The sequence below is a fragment of the Paenibacillus sp. FSL R5-0345 genome (assembly GCF_000758585.1).
In the GTDB taxonomy this organism is placed as follows: Bacteria; Bacillota; Bacilli; order Paenibacillales; family Paenibacillaceae; genus Paenibacillus_AQ.
In genome coordinates this window covers 6250278-6273645 of record NZ_CP009281.1, presented here as the reverse complement: position 1 = coordinate 6273645, position 23368 = coordinate 6250278, and the positions used below count along the sequence as shown (strand labels likewise).

General features: G+C 44.2%; 17 protein-coding genes. 15 read left to right on the top strand and 2 right to left on the bottom strand.

Annotated features, from left to right (window positions below):
- Positions 1-142: 142 nt before the first annotated feature.
- The 12 genes from prfB (at position 143) to R50345_RS27700 (ending at position 14542) form a co-directional block, all read left to right on the top strand.
- A protein-coding gene (gene prfB / locus R50345_RS27755; RefSeq protein ID WP_139328511.1) for a peptide chain release factor 2 occupies positions 143-1256 on the top strand; the annotation gives its coding sequence in 2 pieces (ribosomal slippage) (positions 143-214 and positions 216-1256; 1113 coding nt in all).
- A 153-nt stretch (positions 1257-1409) separates the two neighbouring features.
- Positions 1410-2294: a YitT family protein gene (locus R50345_RS27750; protein ID WP_042131326.1), complete on the top strand. Its 885-nt coding sequence runs from the start codon at positions 1410-1412 to the stop codon at positions 2292-2294.
- Between the two features lie 175 nt (positions 2295-2469).
- Complete coding sequence (argC, locus tag R50345_RS27745; protein ID WP_042131325.1) at positions 2470-3525, top strand: N-acetyl-gamma-glutamyl-phosphate reductase; 1056 nt, start codon at positions 2470-2472, stop codon at positions 3523-3525.
- Positions 3526-3545: 20 nt separating this feature from the next.
- Positions 3546-4778, top strand: coding sequence for a bifunctional ornithine acetyltransferase/N-acetylglutamate synthase (argJ, locus tag R50345_RS27740; protein ID WP_042131324.1), 1233 nt, complete (start codon positions 3546-3548; stop codon positions 4776-4778).
- A 41-nt stretch (positions 4779-4819) separates the two neighbouring features.
- Entirely contained in the window at positions 4820-5650 is an 831-nt protein-coding gene (gene argB / locus R50345_RS27735) for an acetylglutamate kinase (protein WP_042131323.1), read from the top strand.
- A 70-nt stretch (positions 5651-5720) separates the two neighbouring features.
- Positions 5721-7007, top strand: a complete 1287-nt coding sequence (locus tag R50345_RS27730) for an acetylornithine transaminase (RefSeq protein WP_042131322.1) — start codon at positions 5721-5723, stop codon at positions 7005-7007.
- Positions 7004-7972: an ornithine carbamoyltransferase gene (argF, locus tag R50345_RS27725; RefSeq protein ID WP_042131321.1), complete on the top strand. Its 969-nt coding sequence runs from the start codon at positions 7004-7006 to the stop codon at positions 7970-7972. Before R50345_RS27730 ends, argF begins: the two co-directional genes overlap by 4 nt.
- A 292-nt stretch (positions 7973-8264) precedes the next feature.
- Positions 8265-9500: an argininosuccinate synthase gene (locus R50345_RS27720; RefSeq protein ID WP_042131320.1), complete on the top strand. Its 1236-nt coding sequence runs from the start codon at positions 8265-8267 to the stop codon at positions 9498-9500.
- A 94-nt stretch (positions 9501-9594) separates the two neighbouring features.
- Complete coding sequence (gene argH, locus R50345_RS27715) at positions 9595-11010, top strand: argininosuccinate lyase (protein WP_042131319.1); 1416 nt, start codon at positions 9595-9597, stop codon at positions 11008-11010.
- 146 nt (positions 11011-11156) lie between these two features.
- Positions 11157-12356 carry a phosphoenolpyruvate hydrolase family protein gene (locus R50345_RS27710; protein WP_042131318.1) on the top strand — a complete coding sequence of 400 codons (1200 nt, stop codon included), beginning with the start codon at positions 11157-11159 and terminating at the stop codon, positions 12354-12356.
- A 99-nt stretch (positions 12357-12455) separates the two neighbouring features.
- Positions 12456-13664 (top strand): Tm-1-like ATP-binding domain-containing protein, encoded by a 1209-nt coding sequence (locus R50345_RS27705; protein ID WP_042131317.1) that lies wholly within the window; start codon positions 12456-12458, stop codon positions 13662-13664.
- Positions 13665-13705: 41 nt separating this feature from the next.
- On the top strand, positions 13706-14542 hold the full coding sequence (locus R50345_RS27700; protein ID WP_042131316.1) for a phosphoenolpyruvate hydrolase family protein: 837 nt from the start codon (positions 13706-13708) through the stop codon (positions 14540-14542).
- A gap of 137 nt (positions 14543-14679) precedes the next feature.
- Here R50345_RS27700 and R50345_RS27695 read toward each other — a convergent pair whose 3' ends face one another.
- Positions 14680-15465 carry an alpha/beta hydrolase gene (locus R50345_RS27695; RefSeq protein WP_042132529.1) on the bottom strand — a complete coding sequence of 262 codons (786 nt, stop codon included), beginning with the start codon at positions 15463-15465 and terminating at the stop codon, positions 14680-14682.
- A gap of 188 nt (positions 15466-15653) precedes the next feature.
- Here R50345_RS27695 and R50345_RS27690 point away from each other — a divergent pair, with 188 nt between their 5' ends.
- The 3 genes from R50345_RS27690 to R50345_RS27680 are packed head-to-tail and all read left to right on the top strand — an operon-like array spanning position 15654 to position 18539.
- Positions 15654-16205 carry a type IV pilus modification PilV family protein gene (locus R50345_RS27690; protein ID WP_197069720.1) on the top strand — a complete coding sequence of 184 codons (552 nt, stop codon included), beginning with the start codon at positions 15654-15656 and terminating at the stop codon, positions 16203-16205.
- Positions 16189-16725 carry a PilW family protein gene (locus R50345_RS27685; protein WP_042131314.1) on the top strand — a complete coding sequence of 179 codons (537 nt, stop codon included), beginning with the start codon at positions 16189-16191 and terminating at the stop codon, positions 16723-16725. Before R50345_RS27690 ends, R50345_RS27685 begins: the two co-directional genes overlap by 17 nt.
- Before the next feature lie 14 nt (positions 16726-16739).
- The gene (locus R50345_RS27680) at positions 16740-18539 is read left to right on the top strand and encodes a hypothetical protein (RefSeq protein WP_042131313.1); all 1800 of its coding nucleotides are present in this window, start codon (positions 16740-16742) and stop codon (positions 18537-18539) included.
- A gap of 86 nt (positions 18540-18625) precedes the next feature.
- Here R50345_RS27680 and R50345_RS30545 read toward each other — a convergent pair whose 3' ends face one another.
- Positions 18626-23206, bottom strand: coding sequence for a collagen-binding domain-containing protein (locus R50345_RS30545; protein ID WP_052414758.1), 4581 nt, complete (start codon positions 23204-23206; stop codon positions 18626-18628).
- Positions 23207-23368 lie beyond the last annotated feature (162 nt).

Here is a 23368-nt window from a genome sequence, read left to right as displayed (position 1 = left end):
GTGCGGTTATCTAATCAAGGAATCTGAGGATAACAGCGATCGGAAGTCCAATCCTTCTCGGAATGGCTAATCATTCACTCACGCACTAACTATCCATTAGAGCGAAGACCGTAACAACCTATTTTGAAAGGTGAAGTGACCTATGATAGAAGCGAATGTAAAGCAAGATCTGCGTGAAATAGGCAAGAAACTAACTGACCTTAGGGGGTCTCTTTGACTTAGATCTTAAGCAAGAGATGATTTCTAACTTTGAAGAAAAAATGGCTGCTCCAGGCTTCTGGGATAATCCAGAGCAAGCACAGAGTGTGATCGGCGAGATGAATGCTGTGAAATCTTCCGTGGATCAATACGAGAAGCTGCAACAAGAATACGACGATGCTGCGATGATGGCAGAGCTTGCGGACGAAGAAGGCGATGAAGATCTTGCGGCAGAGATTGGGGAGACAATCAGCAGCTTAGGCAGAAAAGTGGATGAATTCGAGCTGCAATTGCTACTTAACCAGCCGTATGACAAGCTGAATGCAATCCTTGAGCTCCATCCGGGTGCGGGCGGTACGGAATCCCAGGACTGGGGACAAATGCTGCTGCGGATGTATACCCGTTGGGCTGAAAAACGTGGATTCAAGGTTGAGGTGTTGGATTATTTGCCGGGTGATGAAGCGGGAATCAAGAGTGTCACACTGCTCATCAAAGGCTTCAATGTATATGGATATCTGAAAGCTGAAAAGGGTGTACATCGATTGGTGCGGATTTCTCCGTTTGACTCTTCTGGTAGACGCCATACCTCTTTTGTATCCTGTGACGTAGTTCCGGAAATTACGGATGACGTAGAAGTTGAGATCCGTACCGAGGATCTTAAGATCGATACGTATCGTGCGAGCGGTGCCGGTGGTCAGCATATCAATACCACAGACTCTGCGGTACGGATTACTCACTTACCTTCGGGTGTGGTGGTAACCTGCCAGAATGAACGTTCACAGATCAAGAACCGGGAACAAGCAATGAAGATGCTACGTTCTAAACTATATGAGCGCAAACTGCAAGAACAGCAGCAGCAATTGGATGAGATTCGCGGTGAGCAATCCGATATCGCTTGGGGCAGTCAGATCCGTTCTTATGTATTCCATCCATATAACATGGTCAAGGATCACCGTACTTCCGTAGAAACGGGTAATGTGGGTGCGGTAATGGACGGAGATCTGGATGCGTTCATCGATGGCTACTTGCGTAGCCAGATCAAGGTTGAGGCGGACTAAGGGATTTTTTCGGGAATATAGGAGAGTATAAAGTTACTCCATACTTTATCTATATATTTATTTTTCGGGGAAACGGATACCATTCTTTGATCTGAATGGGGTACCCGTTTCTTCTTACGTAGAGCAAGATGACACTTTAAGGAGCGCCATGAAATGCAAAAAATCAATTCTCGTAATAAACCCCCGCTGATTCCACTGAATGGACCTGTCCGTCATGTGGTGGATACAACGCTTATTCTGATCGGTTCGCTAATCACGGCACTGGGTTTTAATCTTTTTTTTCTGCCTAATCATATAGCTTCTGGCGGTGTATCGGGTCTTTCTGTATTGGCTGAAGCTTGGTTTGGGGCTGAACCAGCATTTACGCAATGGGCACTTAATATCCCGTTGTTTGTGCTCGGAGTAATCTTCCTTGGTAAACAATACGGCGTTCGCTCCTTGCTTGGGAGCTTTGTGCTGCCGCTATTTATCTTGTTGACAAAAGATTTACCTACACCTACAACAAATCCACTTCTAGCCTCCATTTATGGCGGTATCTGTGTGGGAGTGGGGCTTGGCGTCGTGTTCCGCGGACGGGGCTCGACAGGTGGTCTTACGATTTTGGCGCAAATCATTCAAAAGATATCGGGTCTCAGCTTCTCAGTTTCCGTTGTATTGCTGGATGGGACGGTTATTGTACTGGCTGCGTTTATTCTCGGTATGGAGCAAGCACTGTATGCGTTGATTGGATTGTTTGTGACAGGTAAGGCCATTAATGCGATAGAGGTTGGCTTCCGTTATACGAAGGTTGCTTATATTATCTCGGACAAAACAGATGAAATATCTGCGGCGATATTAAATGATCTGGATCGTGGACTGACAAAGCTGGACGCACATGGCGGGTACACTGGCGATGCACGTACCGTTCTAATGGTAGTGGTAGGCCAGAATGAAGTGTCAAGACTGAAAGCGATAGTCCAATCCGTAGATACAAGTGCATTTGTTATTATTACCGAAGCACATGAAGTGTTAGGCGAAGGGTTTAAAAGAGAAGCGTAATCTCTCCTACGGGGGAGGCGACGCTTCTCTTTTTTTCTAAATGAGGTTATATTTAGGATGAATAAAGTTCACATATTGTGTTGTATTTATATTAATAGGGATGTATAATAATACATATTTCTAAGACGGTATGCATTATATTAAATAATATATTCATGATAAGCAGGAAGTGGGGATGACAGTGGAAGGCAAGCTGAGGGCGGCGATTGTTGGATCAACGGGTTATGGAGGCGTAGAGCTGATTCGGCTACTACAAAGTCATCCTAAAGTAGAGATTACTTCGGTAATTTCCTCATCTAGTGCAGGGGATGCGATAGAGGAAGGGTTTCCTCATTTGACGGGCATTATTGACCGAAGGCTGGATGGCGTTGATCCGGTGCAGATGGCTGAGCGGGCGGATGTGGTTTTTACGGCTACGCCGTCGGGTGTAAGTGCAAAGCTGGTCCCGCAGCTGCTGGAAGTTGGACTAAAGGTCGTAGATCTATCCGGTGATTTCCGATTGAAGGATGGCGCAGAGTATGAGCACTGGTACAAACATACGGCTCCTGCTGATGAATACCTAGAACAGGCTGTATACGGACTTTGCGAGGTGTTCGGAGAGCGTGTGGCTGGGGTTGATTTTATATCTAATCCAGGCTGTTATCCTACTGCTACACTTCTTGGACTAATTCCTGCGATTCAGGCAGGCTGGATTAAGCATGACAGTATTATTATTGATGCGAAATCGGGGGTTACCGGAGCAGGACGCGGAACGAGTCTGATGGTGCATTATGCAGAGATAAACGAGAACTTAAAAACTTATAAATTAAATAAACATCAGCATATACCGGAAATCGAGCAGACACTCACGGAGATTGCTGGAGAAAAGGTAACCGTAACGTTTACCACACATCTCGTGCCGATGAGCCGAGGGATTATGAGTACGATGTATGCAGGAATGAAGGGCAATTATACGGAGCAGGATTTTGTGGATTTATATCGTGAATATTATGCGGGCAGACCTTATGTGCGAGTGCGCGATGTAGGTGTGATTCCGGCAACAAAAGAAGTTAGCGGCTCTAATTATTGTGATATCGGATTTGCGACAGATGCTCGTACAGGGCGGGTGACTATAGTCTCCGTCATTGATAACGTTGTAAAAGGTGCGGCAGGTCAGGCAATACAGAACCTTAATTTGATGATGGGATGGGAGGAAACCCTTGGCCTCGGCTACACACCTGTGTATCCATAAGGATCAGCGGTACAAATAACATGAGCGAGATTGAATTATTTACTACCTTGGAAGGTGGAAGCATTACTTCACCTAAGGGATTTAAGTCCGGAGGACTGCACTGTGGATTGAAAAAAACAGACCGCAACGATCTCGGAGTGATTCTTTGTGAGGTTCCAGCTACGGCTGCCGCCGTGTATACGACGAATGTTTTTCAGGCGGCTCCGCTGAAGGTGACGCGGGAAAGCCTTGTGAACGGAACGTTGCAGGCGGTGGTCGTGAACAGCGGGAATGCTAATGCCTGCACTGGTGAACAAGGTGAAGCCGATGCTTATGAGATGCGCGCTGCTGCGGCCCAGCATTTGGGCGTGAACGTTAACGATGTTGCTGTCGCTTCAACTGGAGTTATTGGTGAATTACTGAAAATGGACTGCGTACGTAGCGGTATTGCTGCAATACCAGAGAAGCTGGACGGTGGGGCTGCTGGAGCGGAGGAATTCTGTCAGGCCATACTTACAACTGATTTAGTTAAAAAAGAGGTTGCCGTGAAGGTGCTTGTTGGCGGTGTAGAAGTTATTATTGCTGGAGCCGCGAAGGGCTCCGGGATGATTCATCCTAACATGGCTACCATGCTCGGTTTTATGACTACAGATGCTGATATTTCAGCGGAAGATTTACACAGTTTGCTTCGTTCTGCTACGAACGTTACTTTTAATATGATTACAGTCGATGGAGATACTAGTACCAATGATATGTTAGTGTCGATGGCGAGTGGGCTTGCAGGGAATGATAAGCTGACTCAACAGCATCCGGATTGGGACGCTTTTGCCGCAGGATTCACGTATGTCTGCCAGACGCTTGCCAAAGCGATTGCTCGTGATGGAGAAGGTGCGACTCACCTGATTGAGGTTCAAGTGAATGGTGCAGTTCATGACGAAGCTGCCGCAGCGATTGCCAAGACAGTGGTAGGTTCTAGTCTAGTGAAATCTGCTATTTTTGGAGCGGATGCGAACTGGGGACGAATTATTGCAGCGGTTGGACGCGCGGGTGTTCCGGTATCGCCGGAGCGCGTAAACATTTCTTTAGGTGATATTGAGGTGCTACTGCAATCGAAGCCGGTTGTTTTTGATGAAGAGAAGGCTTTGGCTTATTTGCAAAAAAGTGAAACGGTGCTGATCACTGTAGATTTGCATGATGGAACCGGAAAGGCTACAGCTTGGGGCTGTGACTTAACTTACGATTATGTGCGTATTAACGCTGCATACCGTACCTAATTTGTGGCGGCTTAAGCCCACAAGGGAAGGATACCGAACATATGACGCTAAATAGTGAGCTTGAACTCATAGATGCATTAGATGGTAGTGGATTGTTTGTGATGAAATGCGGCGGCAGTACGTTGGCTGCTCTTCCTGATTCTTTTTTCGAAGATTTACGAGATTTGCAGCAGGAAGGCATTCAGCCTGTAATTGTTCATGGCGGAGGGCCAGCCATTTCAGAGAATCTAGCAAAGCTGGGCATTGAAAGCAGCTTCGTGAACGGTCTGCGGGTAACCACCGAGGCAGTACTAGATGTCGTAGAGATGACGCTGGCAGGGAGCATCAACAAGGCAATTGTAAGGCGAATTCAAGGAAGTGGCGGTCTAGCTCTAGGGCTGTCCGGCATCGATGGAAATATGATTACTGCTAGACCCGTAGCTAATAGCGCTGAAGTAGGTTTGGTAGGAGAAGTAACGGAAGTAAAAGCTGAGATCGTAACTGGTATTGTTGGGATGGGCTATATTCCTGTCATTGCACCTATCGGTGTAGATGCTGCAGGTCAGCGCTACAATATTAACGCAGACACAGCAGCAGGAGCAGTCGCTTCTTATGTAGAGTCTCCCCAAATGATCGTGGTCACAGATGTGCCTGGCATTATGAGTACCGTGGAGGGTCAGAAAATTGTACTTCCATCCGTTACCGTACAGGAAATCGAAGCTTTAATTGAAAGTGGAGAAATCTACGGCGGCATGATCCCCAAAGTACGGGCAGCTATCGATTGCATTCAAGGCAGCGTTTCAGAGGTTATCATTGTGGATGGAAAAGAACCGCGGGTGCTTAGCCGAGTACTGCAAGGTGAAGCGATAGGCACACGTATTATTCGTTCGTAGAATCATAGATGAAAATCATTTAGAGGTGCAGCCTGGTACACAGGAGCACAAGATGGGAGAGTGACTTAGAATGAGCAAGCTTACACAAGCTGAAATGGATTCGCAAGCAGGGGCACAGCAGACCGATACAGTAGGATCAGGTACACCGGATGTTGCAGCAGGCAAGCTTAGCGCGGTATTCCCTTCTTACGCCAGATATGATCTCAGCTTAGTTAAAGGCAAAGGTACCTGGGTATGGGATGATAAGGGCAATAAGTATCTTGATTTCACAAGTGGATTAGCTGTGACCAGTCTAGGTCATGCTCCTGAAAAAGTCGGTGCGAAACTGAAGGATCAGATTGATACGCTCTGGCATGTCTCGAACCTGTTCCATATTCCTGGACAGGACAAAGTTGCAAATCTTTTGACAGAGAATAGCTGCGCTGATCAAGTGTTTTTCTGTAATAGTGGGGCAGAAGCGAATGAGGCTGCTATTAAGCTGGCTCGTCGTTACCACCAGAAGGTAAAAGGTGTTGATCGTTATGAGGTCATCACATTTGAACAATCCTTCCATGGACGTACATTAGCCACACTGACAGCAACAGGTCAGCAAAAGGTAAAAGAAGGCTTCCTGCCGCTTCCAGCAGGCTTCAAAACTGTACCCTTGCATGATCTCCCTGCGTTAGAGGCTGCTATCGGTGATCATACAGCTGCTATCATGCTGGAGATGGTGCTTGCAGAGGGTGGCGTGCTAGAGGTAGAACCAGAGTTCTTGAACGCTGTAGTGGCACTGTGTAAGAAACACGGATTGCTTCTGATTGTAGATGAGGTACAGACAGGTATGGGACGCACAGGCAAGCTGTTCGCTCATCAGCATTATGGAATTGAACCAGATATTTTCACTTTGGCTAAAGGGATTGCTAGTGGGTTCCCAGCGGGCTTAATGCTTGGCAAAGGATATTTGCGTGATGCTTTCTCACCAGGCAGCCATGCGTCCACCTTCGGGGGAACACCACTCGCAACAGCGGTTATGGCAGCGACAATTGAAACGATGCTGGAGGATGAGCTTCCACAACGCGCTGAAGAAATGGGTAAGTACCTGACAGGTCTTTTGAAAGAGAAGCTGGCGGACTGTTCTTTTGTGAAGGATATCCGTGGTAAAGGTCTGTTGATCGGGATTGAATGTCAATCACCAGTGGGCGATATTGTTTTGGCTGGACAAAAGAAAGGCCTGTTGTTCGTGACAGCGGGTCCTAATGTCCTTCGCTTGCTGCCTAATCTATATGTAAGTAAAGAGGAGATCGACCAAGCGGTGGACATCGTCTCCGAACTCATTCATACTTATGCTAAACAAGCAAACGGGGAGGTAAGCTCATGAGTCAGGGCGTACAGAGTAACAAGCACACCATTGCACAGCAACTGAAAGGCCGTGATTTACTGGAGCTGAACGATTACAGCCCGGAAGAAATTACGTATCTGATTGATTCAGCGATTGAGCTGAAGAAGAAGCAGAAAAATGGCGAAGAATTTCAGCCGCTGAAGGGAAAGACGATTGGTCTTATTTTTGAAAAATCCTCTACTCGTACGCGCGTGTCGTTTGAAGTTGGAATGTATCAGCTGGGAGGGCATGCCCTTTTCTTGAGCAAAAATGACATTCAGCTTGGACGCGGTGAAACGGTTGGCGATACAGCACAAGTAATGTCACGTTACCTCGACGGAATTATGATCCGTACCTTCGGTCATGACAAAGTAGAGGATCTGGCTCGGTATGCTTCTATTCCAGTAATCAACGGCCTGAGCGACCTGGCACATCCTTGCCAAGTGCTGGCAGATTACCAAACGATTTATGAGCACAAAGGAAAGCTTAAAGGCCTGAAGCTGGCTTACATCGGCGATGGCAACAATATGGCGCATTCTCTGATGATTGGCGGAGCTAAGCTGGGTGTGGACGTATCTATTGCCGGACCGGAAGGTTATGAGCCGGATGCAGCGGTTGTAGCAGAAGCCCGTGAGATCGCTAAAGAAACCGGAGCGAAGATTGTGGTTACTCACAGCCCGCAAGAAGCTGTACAAGACGCTGACGTCATCTACACCGATGTGTGGGCGAGTATGGGCTTCGAAGAGGAGCAAAAGGCGCGTGAAGCGGCATTCAAGGACTATCAGGTCAATGAGGAGCTTGTAAAAGGCGCGAAGAGCGATTATCTCTTCCTGCACTGTCTGCCAGCCCACCGTGAGGAAGAAGTCAGCACAGGCGTGATTGACGGCCCTAACTCGGTCATCTTTGATCAAGCGGAGAACCGCCTGCATGCGCAAAAGGCTTTAATGGCTGCTCTGATGGGATAAGGAATTTAAATAATATAAAATATAAATCACTATATAAATTGAATTAATGTTGAGCGAAGTTAGGTTTTGGACGATAGAGTAATGGAGCGGAATTTTTGGAACTGTAGGAGCGTAGCGTTCGCCTTTATCATCAGATTTCATCCGCATAATGCGGTTTGAAATAAAAAAAATCTGATGATAACAGCGACCGGAAGTCCAAACATTCAGCGTAGTTGCGATTAATCGTTAAAGTGCTAGCGAGAGCACGGTTATTTTAATTTATACCCCCCACACGAAAGGAAGTTGCCACACCATGGCTAAAGAAAAAATTGTACTCGCCTATTCAGGCGGACTAGATACATCCGTTATTTTGAAATGGCTTAAAGAAACTTATGACGCGGAGATCATTGCCTTCACTGCCGATATCGGCCAAAAGGAAGAGCTCGACGGTCTGGAAGAAAAAGCGCTCGCTACTGGCGCTTCGAAAGTATACATCGACGACCTGCGTGATGAATTCGCTAGCGATTTCATCTACCCTATGTTCCAATCCGGCGCGCTTTATGAAGGTCAATACTTGCTCGGAACTAGTATTGCTCGTCCACTGATCGCTAAGCGCATGGTGGATATCGCCATCGCAGAAGGCGCAACGGCTATCGCGCACGGCGCGACAGGCAAAGGGAATGACCAAGTGCGTTTCGAGCTTGGTGTAGCTGCATTGGCTCCGAACATCAAGGTGATCGCACCTTGGCGTTTGGAAGAGTTCCGCAATCAATTCCCGGGTCGTGCGGAAATGATCGCTTATGCGGAAGCTAATGATATTCCGGTACAAGCCTCTGCGGCGAAGCCGTATTCGATGGACCGTAACCTGCTGCATATCAGCTATGAGAGCGGCGTATTGGAAGATCCTTGGTTCGATCCAAGCGCACCAGAGAACAAAGGAATGTTCCTGCTGAGCAACGCTCCTGAGGATGCTCCGGATGAAGCGGAATATTTGGAACTCGATTTCGTTAAGGGAGACTGCGTAGCCCTGAATGATGAGTCCTTAACTCCACTTCAAGTGATGGAGAAACTGAACGAGCTAGGCGGTAAACACGGTATCGGACGTGTGGATATGGTTGAGAACCGTTTTGTCGGCATGAAGAGCCGCGGCGTGTATGAGACTCCGGGTGGAACAATCCTGTTCGTCGCTCATCGTAAAATGGAGTCCATCACGATGGACCGTGAAGTGATGAACCTGCGTGATAGTCTGATCACTCGTTACAGCACTTTGGTGTATAACGGTTTCTGGTTCGCTCCAGAGCGTATTGCACTGCAAGCTCTTGTAACACAGAGCCAACAAAATGTAACCGGTACTGTTCGTCTTAAATTGTACAAAGGCAACATCATCGGCGCTGGAGTGAAGAGCCCAGTCAGCCTGTACAACCCTGAAATTGCAACGATGGAAGCTGATCCTACACAAGCTTATGATCAAGGGGATGCAACTGGGTTTATCCACTTAAACGCATTGCGCCTTAAGGTTTCTACAGGTGTAAATGGAGCTTCGAAATAGAACGATAACATAAACTTAAACGGGCAACCCCGAAGGCCGTTCCTCCCGTCAGGATAGGAGCGGCCCTCTGGCGTCCAAGAGGAGGAAACTACAGGTGAGCAAGCTTTGGGACGGACGGTTTACTAAAGGAACAAACAAGCTGGTGGAGGAATATACGGCTTCCATTGGATTTGATAAGGCTTTGGCCAAAGAAGATGTACAAGGCAGTCTGGCGCATGTCACAATGTTGGGCAAATGCGGAATCCTTCCACAAGAAGATGTGGAGACGATTAAGCAGGGTCTGAACAAAGTATTGGACAAGGTTAACGCTGGAGAGGTTGTTTTCTCCGTAGCGGATGAAGACATCCATATGAATATTGAAAAACATCTGATCGAGGAAATCGGTCCGGTCGGTGGTAAACTGCACACTGGACGTAGCCGTAACGATCAGGTGGCAACGGATATGCACCTTTACCTACGGGGCCGTGTAGTTGAGCTAGTTAGCTTGCTGCATGAATTACAGGAAGCCCTGATTGAACAAGCCAAAGATAATGTAGAGACGATCATCCCTGGTTACACGCATTTGCAGCGGGCACAACCGATCCTGTTTGCTCACCACTTGTTGGCTTACGTCTCGATGTTCCGCCGCGATGCAGAACGTCTGACGGACAGCTACAAACGGATCAACGTGCTGCCACTCGGAGCAGGCGCACTTGCTGGTACAACCTTCCCGATCGATCGCCATTTTGTAGCGGAACAGTTGGGCTTTGACAGTGTGTACGAGAACAGTCTGGATGCTGTCAGCGACCGCGATTTCATCGTCGAGTTCTTAGCAAATGCTGCGCTTGTAATGACTCACCTATCCCGACTCAGCGAGGAACTGGTGTTGTGGAGCAGCACGGAGTTCAGTTTTGTGGAACTGGATGATGCTTTCTGCACTGGCAGCAGCATTATGCCACAGAAGAAGAACCCGGACGTACCAGAACTGGTACGGGGCAAAACAGGCCGCGTTTACGGCAATCTGATTGGCTTGCTGACCGTACTGAAATCATTGCCACTGGCGTACAACAAGGATATGCAGGAAGACAAAGAAGGCATGTTCGATACCGTTACTACGCTGACTGGTGCGCTGCAATTGTTCGCGCCGATGATCTCCACCATGAAGGTGAACAAGGGACGTATGCGTGAAGCCGTGAACACGGACTTCTCGAATGCTACGGATATCGCCGACTTCTTGGTCGGCAAAGGTCTTCCTTTCCGCCAAGCACATGAAGTAATCGGAAAAACAGTGCTCTACTGCATTAACGAAGGCAAATTCCTGCTGGATCTGACGCTGGAAGAGTTCAAGCAATTCTCGCCACTCTTCGACGAGAATATCTATGCTGTTCTTCAGCCGGAAGCTGTAGTTAACGCCCGTAACGTTTATGGCGGCACAGCCACCGTTCAGGTGAAGGCTGCAATCGAACGCGCGGAGCAGGCGCTGCAGGAAGCTAATGAATGGGTAGTAAAACACGGTGACGCTATTTTGTAAACCGTATCAATACCAAATCTCGCCTCAGACTTTTATAGGTCGCAGGCGAGATTTTTTTTATCTAAAGGGGCTTTAAGTACAACACAACTGGATTCACAGTGCTCTTTACGGTTATCCTTAAATTAGGGATAGGAGGGTTCGTAAGTATGAGTAGAGAGCAGATCCTAGACGAGCTTAGATCGCAATTAAAACTGGGCAATCATATTATCGGAGTAGCCACAGGTGCTGGAATAACGGCAAAGTATGCGAAGCAGGGTGGCGCTGATTTTCTTCTGATGTTAAATTCGGGTAAATTCCGCCAGATGGGGAGGAGTTCTCTCGCTGGGATTTTGCCGTTTTGCAATAGCAATGATATGGTGATGGACTTTGCGTCTAGGGAAATCATCCCTCTGGTAAGAGATATTCCTATTATTTTTGGGCTCAATGCAACCGATCCGACAAAAGATATGGAGAGCTATATCAGTGAAATAAAGAATAAGGGATTTTCCGGAATTAATAATTACCCCACGGTCGGATTAATAGATGGTCAATTTGGAGAAGCACTCGAAGAAGAGGGGAATGGTTATCTACTCGAAGTAGAAGCTATTAGTATCGCCCATGAAAAAGATTTGTTTACCATAGCCTTTGTATTTGACGAAATTCAAGCTGCTCAGATGATCGAGGCGGGAGCAGATATTATTTGTGCACATTTAGGCTTAACCGAAGGGGGATTATTAGGAGCCAAAAAAGTATTCTCTCTGGAAGCTGCCAAGGCTAAGGCTGACAAGATTTTTAATACATGCAATGCGTTAAAGCCAGATTTAATTAAATTGGTGTATGGTGGTCCTGTGAAAACGCCGATTGATGTGCAGTATATGTACAGTAATAATCAAAACCTGATGGGGTATATCGGGGGCTCTGCTTTTGAAAGAATTCCATCGGAGAAGTCCATCACGAACATAACCAAAGCTTTTAAAGTGTCGGGGACGCTGGATGATGATGATTTTATGGTGAAAATGTTAGACGGCATCACAAAGCACTATGATTATGTTGAATTTGTAAAAGAATACGTGGCTCAAAACTATATGAATGAGATTTTATTTGCAGATTTAGCTAAGGTGGCTCATGTATCCCGAAGTTACTTAAGTAGTTTATTTACCAAAAAAGTTGGCTGCAGCTTTCAAACGTATCTCGTACAATTTCGGATGGATAAGGCAGCGGAAATATTACATAGAGACCCTATCCAGTTATCTGAGTTAGCGCCATTAGTGGGATATCAAGATTATGCGCAGTTTAGCAAAATGTTTAAGAAGTACAAAGGGTTCTCTCCAAAACAATATAAATCTAACATAAACACAAAAACATAAGACATAAAAGCGTTTTCATTCATAATTCAAAGAAGTATGATTAACTCATAAGTTGATCATGCTTTTTTGTTGTAGATATTTGAAGAGGAGGTTGAAGAAATGAAGACGATTGCCATTGCCGGAACTTTTGACACCAAGGGTGAAGAATATCTCTACATTAAAAATTTGCTGGAAAGCTTGGAGCTAGGTACGTTTACGATTCATACGGGTGTTTTTGAACCCACTTTTACACCGGATATCTCTAACCGAGAAGTAGCAGCAGCCGCGGGTGTAAGTATAGATGAGCTCGTTGCCAAGAAGGATAGAGCATTAGCGACAGAATTATTAGCCAAAGGTATGGAAAAATTAGTACCTGAATTATATAAGCAAGGCAAATTTGATGGTATTATCTCCTTTGGGGGCACTGGAGGGACTTCACTTGTAACCCCTGGTATGCGGGCATTGCCTATTGGTGTACCAAAAGTGATGGTTTCGACCGTAGCTTCTGGGAATACTGCCCCATATGTAGGCACTAGTGATATTGTCATGATGCCTTCCGTAGTAGACGTTGCTGGACTGAACTCCATTTCAACAAAGATTTTTACCAATGCAGCCTTCGCCATCGCCGGTATGCTTAAATTTGAGAATAAACAAGTGATAGAGAAAAAACCATTAGTAGCTACAACAATGTTTGGGGTAACAACCCCCTGTGTGACGGCAGCCCGTAACTATCTTGAAGCTAGAGGATATGAGGTGCTTGTATTCCATGCAACAGGTGTAGGTGGCCAGTCCATGGAGGCGCTAATCGAGGCTGGTTTTATTGAAGGTGTATTGGATCTGACCACAACAGAATGGGCGGACGAAATTATTGGTGGCGTGCTAAATGCTGGACCTCATCGGTTAGAAGCTGCTGGTAAACATCATATTCCACAGGTTGTGTCGGTAGGTGCCCTTGATATGTGTAACTTTGGCCCTTATGATACGGTACCCGAGAAATTTGCTGGACATAAGTTCTATAAGCATAACCCTACAGTTACTTTGATGAGAACAACAGTAGAAGAGAATGAAGCTATCGGCAAAAAACTTGTCGAGAAATTAAATATGGCCAAAGAGAAAACGGTGTTAATGTTGCCGCTTAAAGGGATATCGGGCATTGATGTTGCAGGGGAAGCTTTTTACGGTGTAGAGGAAGATCAAATGTTATTTGATACCTTGAGAAATGGTGTGAACAGAAATGTTGTCGAGGTTATCGAAATGGATTGTGCCATTAATGATGTAGAGTTTGCAGAAGCAGCAGCGCAGAAGCTAATAGATCTCATGAGCAAATAACACTAACACAGAACATTTAAATAATGATGGAGGCGTTACACATGAACAAAAATACAAGAACTGAAATCATGGCGAAGTTTAGAGAAGAAGTAGCAAATGGAAAGATTCTTTTAGGCGTGGGAGCCGGTACAGGGATTACTGCAAAAAGCAGTGAAGCTGGCGGAGCGGATATGCTGATTGTTTATAATTCAGGAAGATACAGAATGGCAGGTCGTGGATCACTCGCGGGGTTATTATCTTATGGAGATGCCAACCAAATCGTAGTCGAAATGGGCTCTGAAGTATTACCTGTTGTGAAAAATACTCCCGTACTAGCAGGCGTATGTGGGACAGATCCTTTTAGAGTGATGGAGGTGTATTTGAAACAGCTTAAGGATCAAGGTTTTAGCGGCGTGCAAAACTTCCCAACCGTTGGTTTGATCGATGGCGTATTCAGACAGAACCTTGAAGAGACCGGGATGGGATATGGTTTAGAAGTAGATATGATTAGAGCAGCGCATGAATTGGATATGCTCACAACTCCTTACGTATTTGATCCTGATCAAGCAAAAGCGATGGCAGAAGCAGGCGCAGATATTTTGGTGGCGCATATGGGCTTGACTACCAAAGGTACAATTGGAGCTAAGACCGCTCTGACATTGGATGATTGTGTAGAAAGAATTGAAGCGATTATTAAAGCAGGGAAAGCAGTAAATCCAGATATTATGGTGATTTGTCACGGTGGACCGATTGCTGAACCTGAAGATGCGGCGTATGTAATTGAACGGACAGAAGGTATAGACGGATTCTTTGGTGCCTCGAGTATTGAAAGATTTGCTGCTGAAAAAGGGATTAAAGATCAGACAGTCCTATTTAAAAATATCACCAAACAAGCATAATTGCCTTCGGCGTCCCTATAAGGACGGTAAGCAATTAAGCGAGAAATAAAAGAACCCTCCGGAGAGGGCAATCTGAAGTATAGAATTAAGGTGTAGCTTATAGCTGCACCTTTTTGTTTTTTATTAGAAGAAGCTAATTATTTACTCAACGGCAGCCAAGCCAATATATCGCGGATTTTGGCATCCCAATATCCCCATTCATGTGTACCCGGGCCTTCATCGTAGGTGAGGTCCAGGGAGGTTGCTCGGCACGCATCGCGGAATTTCAAGTTATCTGTGTACAGGAAATCTTCTGTGCCACAGCATTGATACAGCGCTGGTTTCGGTCCCGTGGAGCGGTTCACTTCCTCAAGCAGCCATAGAAGGTCTTCGGGCGTACCGGCGATATCTTCCGTTCCGAAGATCATTTCGTATTCTTTGCTTTTGACGGTAGGATCCTCAAAGTTTATAAAATTATGCGCCATATCAAGTGCGCCCGACAGACTTGCTGCAGCCGCAAAAGCTTCCGGTTTCCGTAGTCCCAGCTTGATCGCTCCGTAACCACCCATCGACAACCCGGCTACAAAGTTATCCTCGCGTTTATCTGACAATGGGAAGAATGAGCGCGCAAGCATAGGCAACTCCTCACTAATAAAGGTCCAATAACGACCGCCAACCGCCATATCCGTATAGAAACTGCGATGCACATTCGGCATAACTACAGCTATTCCCATCTCTGCTACATATCGTTCTATCGAAGTCCGGCGAAGCCAGATCGAATCATCGTCGGACAAACCATGCAGCAAATACAATGTAGGATGTAGTTCTCCCCTTGTTACGTTGCTCATACCGATTTGTGTGGTTGTTTTTTGTGGCAAAATTACAGTCATTGAGGTATTCAATCCTAGTACTTCCGAATAAAATTTACACTCTATTAAAGCCATTTCATCCATCCCCTCTCTCTCCAAATAATAGCACACAGAAAAAGTGAGAGATATTGTAGAAATATCTGAATTATAAGGATTTTGAGGATTGCTGTACCTAGATATGAGAGAATATAATGGAAGTAGAAAAATAAGGAAGAAACGTGCAAATGCGAAATTATTTTCATAGGCGGGAGGCAAAAAGTAGGATGAAATCGGGCCTAAAGCAGGAAAAAGGTTTTACTTTGATCGAAGTGCTGGCTGCTATTGTGATTTTATCGATAGTATCACTGGTGCTTACGTCTTACTTTACAAACGCCATGAGTTACTCTAAATCGAACCAGAACAAGACGATTATGGTCAATCTGGCGAGGAACGCGCTGTTTTATGTGGAGAAGCAGGATTTTGACAAGATGAAGGAATACTTTAAATCAGAAGAGAACAATTCGCTAGAAGCATCCAAATGTCAAAAGGTTATCGATGCAGACGATTCTGTGAAATGTGACGACTATAGACAACTCGTTGAAGATACTACCATTTTAAATCAGGTTTTAAACCCTTCAATTAATGGGGTGAACTATCGAATCGATATTGAGTACCAGCGTGAGTTACATAAAGAAATTTTAAGTGATTTGAATAAAAAAGATATGGCAGCATATCTATTGCCAGTATTGGTAAAAGTCAGCAGAGTGGATTCTTCTAATGGACCTCAGACCCAATCTGTTGTGGAGGGATATATTACTGATGAGAAAATTCGTTAAGCTTTTCCGCAGAGAAGGTGGCTTTTCATTAGTAGAGTTGATTGTGGCGTTATCATTATTTACGGTGGCTGCTGGAATTATTTCAGGGATCACGATGTTAGGCTTACGCAGCTATCATAAAATATCAATTGAAAACTCTCTACGGGATGAAGGCGATTTGTTGATGTCATCCATTATTACGGAGTTATATACATTTGCACCCGAGAAAGTTACCTCGGCGATCACCCAAAATGGCGAAGAGACGGATAGCTACATTACATTAGAACGGCAAGACGGTATGAAGTCGCGAATTCAGATTGCCAATGGAGTTCTTACGATAGCTAACCCCGATGTAATTAATCCTCCAGAGGACGCAAGAACTACAATTCATTCCAAGTTAGCAGAAGGATCCAAAATTATTTTAGAGTGTCAGAACGCCGTTCCGTGTGACAGTGGACTGATATCGATAGATTTATCGCTAGTTCAGAGCTACAACGGAAGGGATTACCCATTGGAGCTGAAAAGCAAATTCGGATTCTAGGAGGAGTAGGAGGGATGAGGAATAACGAAAGAGGTTCAGCCCTAGTACTAGTTATGTTTGTTGCTCTTCTACTTACGATACTGGGACTAGCTGTGCTCGGGGCGACGGTGGGCGGGGCACAACGAACGGAGACCAGAGAGAACGACGTACAAAGTCTACACCTTGCACAGAAAGGGCTGGATGAAGCGGTCGCTTACATACAGACGAAGCTGGATGGACGTAAGGATATTGATCCTGATCATATGGAGGATGAGATTAAAAATATTGTTAATGAGGTGAGCACCAAGATTGTTGGCGTCAGCAATGACGTAAGTACAGAGTTATCTGGAGCTGGCGGTACGATCAAAAGCATCACCTATGAGAAGCAGGATAAGCAAAAATATTATGTCGATATTGAAGCACAAGCCACAGTTAATGGTGTCATCAGGCAGCTGAGACAAAAGATTGTCATTGATACCTATCCTGATTTTCTTAAATATGCTTTTGGATCGGAAAAAGTATTAACTTTAAACGGAGCGCCTGGTCTCCATGGCAATATATATGCGGGTAAAGAATTACACATCAGTGATACGGCCGTATATACATACAAGGGAGTGAAAGGTCTAAAAGAAAGGACTCAATATCCTAGAGTGGAATTATTGAAAGACCAAACTATAGCCACTTCTACCGAGCCTCAACCTGAAGTGCATGTACAATCTCTTGAAAGTATCAAATATTCTGGAAATGGAGTTATTGATGCAGCTGTGAATAAGAATAATGCCTCAAGCATTCTTCCTACTATTTTGGGTATTCATGAAGAACAGGTGTTTATCAAACCGCAGAAAAAATTCATTCAGATCAATGTGTTGGGATCCTTTCTTGATAAAGTGGAGGAAGCGACAGGGTTGACTGGAAAAAAGTCTGAACTTGAGCAAGCTATTAAGGATAATCAACTGGGGAATTATTTAAGCACAACAAAATTAGATAGACTACCCGATGAGAATCCACCCTACACTGAGCCAGTACTTAAAGATAATCCAACAGAAGAAGAAAAGGATAATTACAAACTAGAGTACAGCGAATACTTAGAACAATTGAGAATGTATCAGAACTCCTTGTTGGATAAGGATTTGAATAATTCTACGATTTATAACGGTAATCTGCTTATCGATGGAATTGATTACAAACAGTTGAAGTTTAGTGATGAAGCTAAAACAGGTAATCCTTCCAACAAGCCCAAATGGCTTATTGTTAATGGTGATCTGGAGGTAAATAACTATAGCCCAGATATAACTAAATTTTTGGAGATTCAAGCTAATATTCTAGTTACAGGTAATGTTACTATTAAAGGCCAGGTGAAATTCAACTCTACTATGTTTGTTTTAGGGGAAACGAAAGTCGAGGACGCCGTGATCCAAGGCTTAAGTAGTAAGGAGTTAGTCCTTATATCTCAAGGAGATGTGCTCATTAATCGAATTGACACTTTTACGAATCCACCTAAGAAAAAGGATGAGCAGGATTCATTTTATATGAAAGCTTTTTTTTACACGGATAGTGATGCTAACTTGTACGGAGTGGGGTCAATCTTTTGGTTAAACGGAGGTTTTTTCGCTAAAGGGGATCTTACAGTAAACGCAGTACTAGGAGGCGTGACTGAGCCCTTAGATCCGGCACTCGGCTTTACTTTCGAAAATCAGGATACGGATCGATATAATTCGGGTCACCGTTTTAAGATTCAATATAATCAGGATGTTTTTACTCACCAGCAGTCTAGCCTCCCGCGTGTACAGCAGGTGAATGTAACCGTGGGGCCTCTGGAACTTGTAAGTCATTAAGACTAGTTGAAAAAAGGGTATCCTTAAGCGTTTGCTTAGGGATACCCTTTTTTTGTTGGATGTTTCTTGTTGTTTAAATGTACAGTTTAGTAACGATCGTCATTCTGAGGTGCCACAACCTTAACCGTAATATCTGCTTTTACTGTTGTACCTGTGCTTCCGGTATAAGTCACTGTGATGAGTGTGGATCCCTTTTTAACGCCTGTAACAGTTCCCCTGGTATTAATATTGGTTCCATTATTGACGCTGGCAATTGCAGAATTGTCGCTTACCCAACTCAAGTTATCTTTGATTTGATCTATTGAGATGGAGGTTGGGAATGCCCATAAAATATCGGTTAACTGGAAAGTATGGCCTACCTCTAAAGTAATGGACTGATCCCGGAATCTTAATCCAGTTAAATCAACGATATTAACCATGTGTGTTGAAGTGATTTTTTGGAATGAAACCTTAATCAGTAGTCCTTCTTTAGCGGTATTACCAGCCGTCAATTTAGCGGTTGACCCGTCACTAGAAGGCGTAAGTGTAGCCATCTTGTTATCCGTTGATTGCACGAAATCCCAGATTAGCGTTGATGGATCGGAATCAGCAGGATTCCTAATTGCTTTTAGATCAATTTGCCCCCCTACCATTACCGTTATTGGACCTTCAATCGACAGTGACTTTAGCGGGTTAGTGATTACGATTGTCTTATCTGCAGTGATTGGATCACGATTACTAGAATTTACAGTGAGTTTCACCAAGTAAGTTCCTGACTGTGTAGCACTGAATACCTTTTTGGTATCATCACTTGGGTAGTCTGGATTGGTATTAATGACAGCATTGCTTGCTCCAGAGGTGACATTGGTGACCGACCAGGTATAGGTAATATTGGCCTCTGGTCCTTGATTATTTAGGTTGCCTTGCACATAGATAGCACTTAAAGGAATAGAATCGTTAATTTCACCAGTCCCATCTCCATCAATCGTTAAAGATCGTGGAGTTCGCTCAGCTACCGTTATGGTTGCTGTAGCCTGTTTGCCGCTACCGTCTAGTGCAGCCACATGGACAGTTGCTGTGCCTTTGGCGAGACCTGTGATGTAACCACTGCTTGAATCCAACTGTACATAATTAGTATCAGTAGTTGTCCACAAAAACGCCTGATCAGGGACATCTGATGGCACGACTGTTGGAATTAAACGCATTCCTTCTCCGACATAGATGGTTCTGCTTTCTAATTGCAGAGCTTTAATCTTATATTCGGCTGTAATGGTTAAGGTCTCAAACGAAAGCGTAGTCCGTGCTAGATTAGCCGATGATGGATCTGTTGGTATTGGAACAGGTAGCGGATAGATCTCCGCTGGTAGGTTACCGGTAAAAGGAACATGAAATAAAGTTGCTGAACTCATAGTCATTGAAGCTCCAATGATTGTTCCATACACCTGACCTCCATCGAATGTTATGGCAGACCGTGGTGCTAGAATGGTTCCGTATACATTGGCTTGGGATATCCGCACAGGCTTGGTGCCAGAGAAATTGAATAGCACACGGCTGCCGTCACTTCCCAGCGGGAAATGTAAGAATGGTTCACTGGTACCGTCCTGCTGTACATTAACAATTACGGTTGATCCATGCGGAACCTTAAGCTCGGAGCTGTCAAGCGTATTTAACACTGAAGTAGACATATTAACAATATTGATAGATGAGCTGCCTGTTACCGTAAGTCTTCCATATTCATGAGTTGTTGAAGTATTGGAAGGCAGTTTAGCAATCGCATCAGAGAGTCCAAGGAGATAGCTCTCATGCTTGTTGAAATTGAGAAGTTCACCGTATTTAATAATACCATTTTGGATAGAACCAGGTCGTTGGTCTGTAACGGCGCCTTTAACCATTATGTTTCCGTAAACCGTACCTTCAGGAAGAGAAACATTTCCACCCGTGACAATACCATATGGAACATTACCTTTAAATTGTTCATTTACTGTAATTCCAGCGTTGTTAAAGTTGACTGTGCCCCCGGAAGCTAGTGGACCCTTAATAGTTCCTCCACGAAGTGAGGTTGTCTGAAGTATAAATGCGTTGTATTCCCCTGTAATTCCCAGTGGTGGCAATGCAGCATGAATATCAACATAAGTAAGCTTGGAATCATTTAAAGTATAAGTCTGGGTCTGAGTCGGAGTAACCGTGATTTGGAACGTGATGGGTTGCTCAGAATCAGGTTTATAAATCTGTTTGCCATTCTCCGTCTTTAATGAATAGGTGATGTTGCTTAGATTTCGTGTCAATCTATACCCGCTTGCCGTATTCCCCGTGACGATCGTACCGGCAGGTAACTCTCCTGAAATCTCCAGGTTAGGTGGAAGATTCTCGGTAAATACAATATCCGTTATTAATTGTGTGTTAGAGGTCTGGTTGACCGTGCCTACTTTATCAAAAGGTACAGATTTTGGGGTGATGGAATAACTAAGAGTGACCGGTTCTCCCTTTTCTACTTTACCATTCACAACATTCTGAGAGAGAGAGCGTGTTACACTCAAATTGGTGTTCGACGGCAGGACATTTACTCTGATAGTTTTACTTGAGAGAGCTCCATTTTGGTCCCATGCGTTAATTTCGATATCGAGTGCGCCCCCATTTGGAAGCGGATTTTTAACCGTTCTATATATACTTTGCCCTGATTTAATGCTCGTTTTACTCATTTCAATGTCGGTAAAATACGTGCTCCCATTTTTAAAGCGAATTTCAGTTGTCAGATCACGATCGTTAAAGTCCAGATCAGTGACTGTATAGTCGACAAGTATTGTGTTTTGATAAGAAGGAACCGATGAGCCATTAGTCGGTGTATGCACCGTAATCTCAGGAGCATGATTCGCACCAATAAAAGCACGATACATAGTATTAACGAACAATTTTTGTTCCCAAACTGGGAAATTTCTTAGATTGGCGGGAATATCACTTACTCCAAAAAAATGACCTGTACCTGAGTAGGTAATATTGCCTTTGGAATATGTGTAATATTGATTCCAACTATCCTCGGTATCACGTTGGTATTGATTATATTCACCATTTGGTTTTATCTTCGTACCTGACGCTTCACTTTGAATGTTATACCATGATACTACTTCGGGATCTTCCAGATTAAGTGTGAAGTACTGGTTATGTGTTGGTGCAATTTGTGGTGTGGAGATATCGATTTGCTGGTTGCTGTCGTCCCGCTTACTTAAATAAAAAGGATATTGCATCAAGAGCCCGTCATTCACCGGCTTAACCTTGGTGGAAAGATTGATGGCATTATGGCCTAAGTTGGTCTCCGGATTCATCTGACCGGTAATCCCCATGAAATTATTGATCCAGTTCTTTTTATTTGCATCTAAATTAATGATGGTATCGTGAGTGAACAAGGCACTTTGCTTGAAGGTACCAGTGAATTGTGTAATCGCGTTGGTTGCATTAGTGTTTAAGTTGGATTTCTTATAGTATTCGTCGACAAAACCAAAGATGAGCATGTCATAGGTGCCGTTTAATCCGTAACTTTTTGTTGCAGCATATTTTTCATTCACATATGTGTTAAATTGGGTCATAGTTTTGACCGCTATATTAAGTTGATAATCGGTTGTATTCAAAAACAGAGGATCCATATTACTAGTGTTCAGGAGGCTGCTTTCTGTTAGAGTGTCAGGCATAACCTGAAGAATATTTACAATGGTCTTCTCTCCGCGATAACGAATTACCCCGCTGTCAAAATCCTTTAATTGCGATTTATGATAATCATTGATTTCTAGCTTCCAATAGAGTAAGCCGGAGTATGTTTTTGGCAAAGTGTATTCGATAGTTCCGCTGGATGTATTAAGCTCTGTTTCAGCAACGACCTGCTTTTCTCCCATTTTGATGGACTTATCAAGACCGATATATAGTTTGACTGAGAGCGGAGAGCTTTGTAAATTAGGTGCGTTAGTGATATTGAAATTAAAAGAAAGCTTCTCCCCAGGAACATAGATTTTGCTGTTAGTTGCATTAGGGTCATAGTTGGGAATTCTGTTCGTAATTTGAAGGCGGGGACGTTGCTTTAGATTATTTATGTACGTAGAGTTTTGTCTTTTTAAATCGGTAAAGATATTTGCGAGTCCAGCATCATCCACAAATTTAACTTTTGGGTTGGATGAGGAAAGACGGTAACTGTTAAAAGAGCTGTACAGTATACCTTGTTCTGCTTGTGGTTTTTTATCTTTGTCATTAAAGGGTTGGCTATGAAAGAAAACATATAATCCTTTATTAATAAATTCCTTCGTAATTTGATCTGCCTTTAGCTTAGTGATATCGTTCTTCATGCTTCTGGTGTCCAGTGCTCTAGCTCTATTCTCCTCCGAGGCCGTTTGCTGATTACTCACTTGTACAGGATTGTAAGTCCCCTTCCCGATATAAATCGCATCATATCTTCCATCCAGATCATCCCGCAGCGCCACAAAGCGCTTCATACTCATCGTATCAATGGTAAGGCCAGATATTCCCGTTTTTAGAGACACAAGCTCACTAACTCCATTCTCCGTAACCTCAAGCATACGAATCTGATAATCATTTGAACTGGCTTCGACATTCGTGAAGTGATTTTTGAGTGGCAGAACAAGCAGAAGGAGAAGCAAGATCGTTACTGTAAAAAGATAGATCCTTTTGTTACTGGCAAATTTCATGTTCATCTCTCCCTGATTGTTAACTATTGGTATATATGGTCGAATTGTATGTTGTGTATGCTAGTTTCCGACAGCTTTTTCAGCTGGATTCGTTGTAAAATTATCCAATCTATGTTATATACATTCTAGGACATTCAGCATTGATAGACAACATAAATATAT

What these genes read in the sequence shown, in the direction of transcription:
- R50345_RS27720 (WP_042131320.1), top strand. Translation starts at nt 8,265, where the DNA reads ATGGCTAAAGAAAAAATTGTACTCGCCTATTCAGGCGGACTAGATACA.
- argJ (WP_042131324.1), top strand. Translation starts at nt 3,546, where the DNA reads ATGAGCGAGATTGAATTATTTACTACCTTGGAAGGTGGAAGCATTACT.
- R50345_RS27680 (WP_042131313.1), top strand. Translation starts at nt 16,740, where the DNA reads ATGAGGAATAACGAAAGAGGTTCAGCCCTAGTACTAGTTATGTTTGTT.
- argF (WP_042131321.1), top strand. Translation starts at nt 7,004, where the DNA reads ATGAGTCAGGGCGTACAGAGTAACAAGCACACCATTGCACAGCAACTG.
- R50345_RS30545 (WP_052414758.1), bottom strand. Translation starts at nt 23,206, where the DNA reads ATGAAATTTGCCAGTAACAAAAGGATCTATCTTTTTACAGTAACGATC.
- R50345_RS27730 (WP_042131322.1), top strand. Translation starts at nt 5,721, where the DNA reads ATGAGCAAGCTTACACAAGCTGAAATGGATTCGCAAGCAGGGGCACAG.
- R50345_RS27710 (WP_042131318.1), top strand. Translation starts at nt 11,157, where the DNA reads ATGAGTAGAGAGCAGATCCTAGACGAGCTTAGATCGCAATTAAAACTG.
- argC (WP_042131325.1), top strand. Translation starts at nt 2,470, where the DNA reads ATGACAGTGGAAGGCAAGCTGAGGGCGGCGATTGTTGGATCAACGGGT.
- R50345_RS27690 (WP_197069720.1), top strand. Translation starts at nt 15,654, where the DNA reads ATGAAATCGGGCCTAAAGCAGGAAAAAGGTTTTACTTTGATCGAAGTG.
- R50345_RS27700 (WP_042131316.1), top strand. Translation starts at nt 13,706, where the DNA reads ATGAACAAAAATACAAGAACTGAAATCATGGCGAAGTTTAGAGAAGAA.
- R50345_RS27705 (WP_042131317.1), top strand. Translation starts at nt 12,456, where the DNA reads ATGAAGACGATTGCCATTGCCGGAACTTTTGACACCAAGGGTGAAGAA.
- R50345_RS27685 (WP_042131314.1), top strand. Translation starts at nt 16,189, where the DNA reads ATGAGAAAATTCGTTAAGCTTTTCCGCAGAGAAGGTGGCTTTTCATTA.
- R50345_RS27750 (WP_042131326.1), top strand. Translation starts at nt 1,410, where the DNA reads ATGCAAAAAATCAATTCTCGTAATAAACCCCCGCTGATTCCACTGAAT.
- argB (WP_042131323.1), top strand. Translation starts at nt 4,820, where the DNA reads ATGACGCTAAATAGTGAGCTTGAACTCATAGATGCATTAGATGGTAGT.
- R50345_RS27695 (WP_042132529.1), bottom strand. Translation starts at nt 15,465, where the DNA reads ATGGCTTTAATAGAGTGTAAATTTTATTCGGAAGTACTAGGATTGAAT.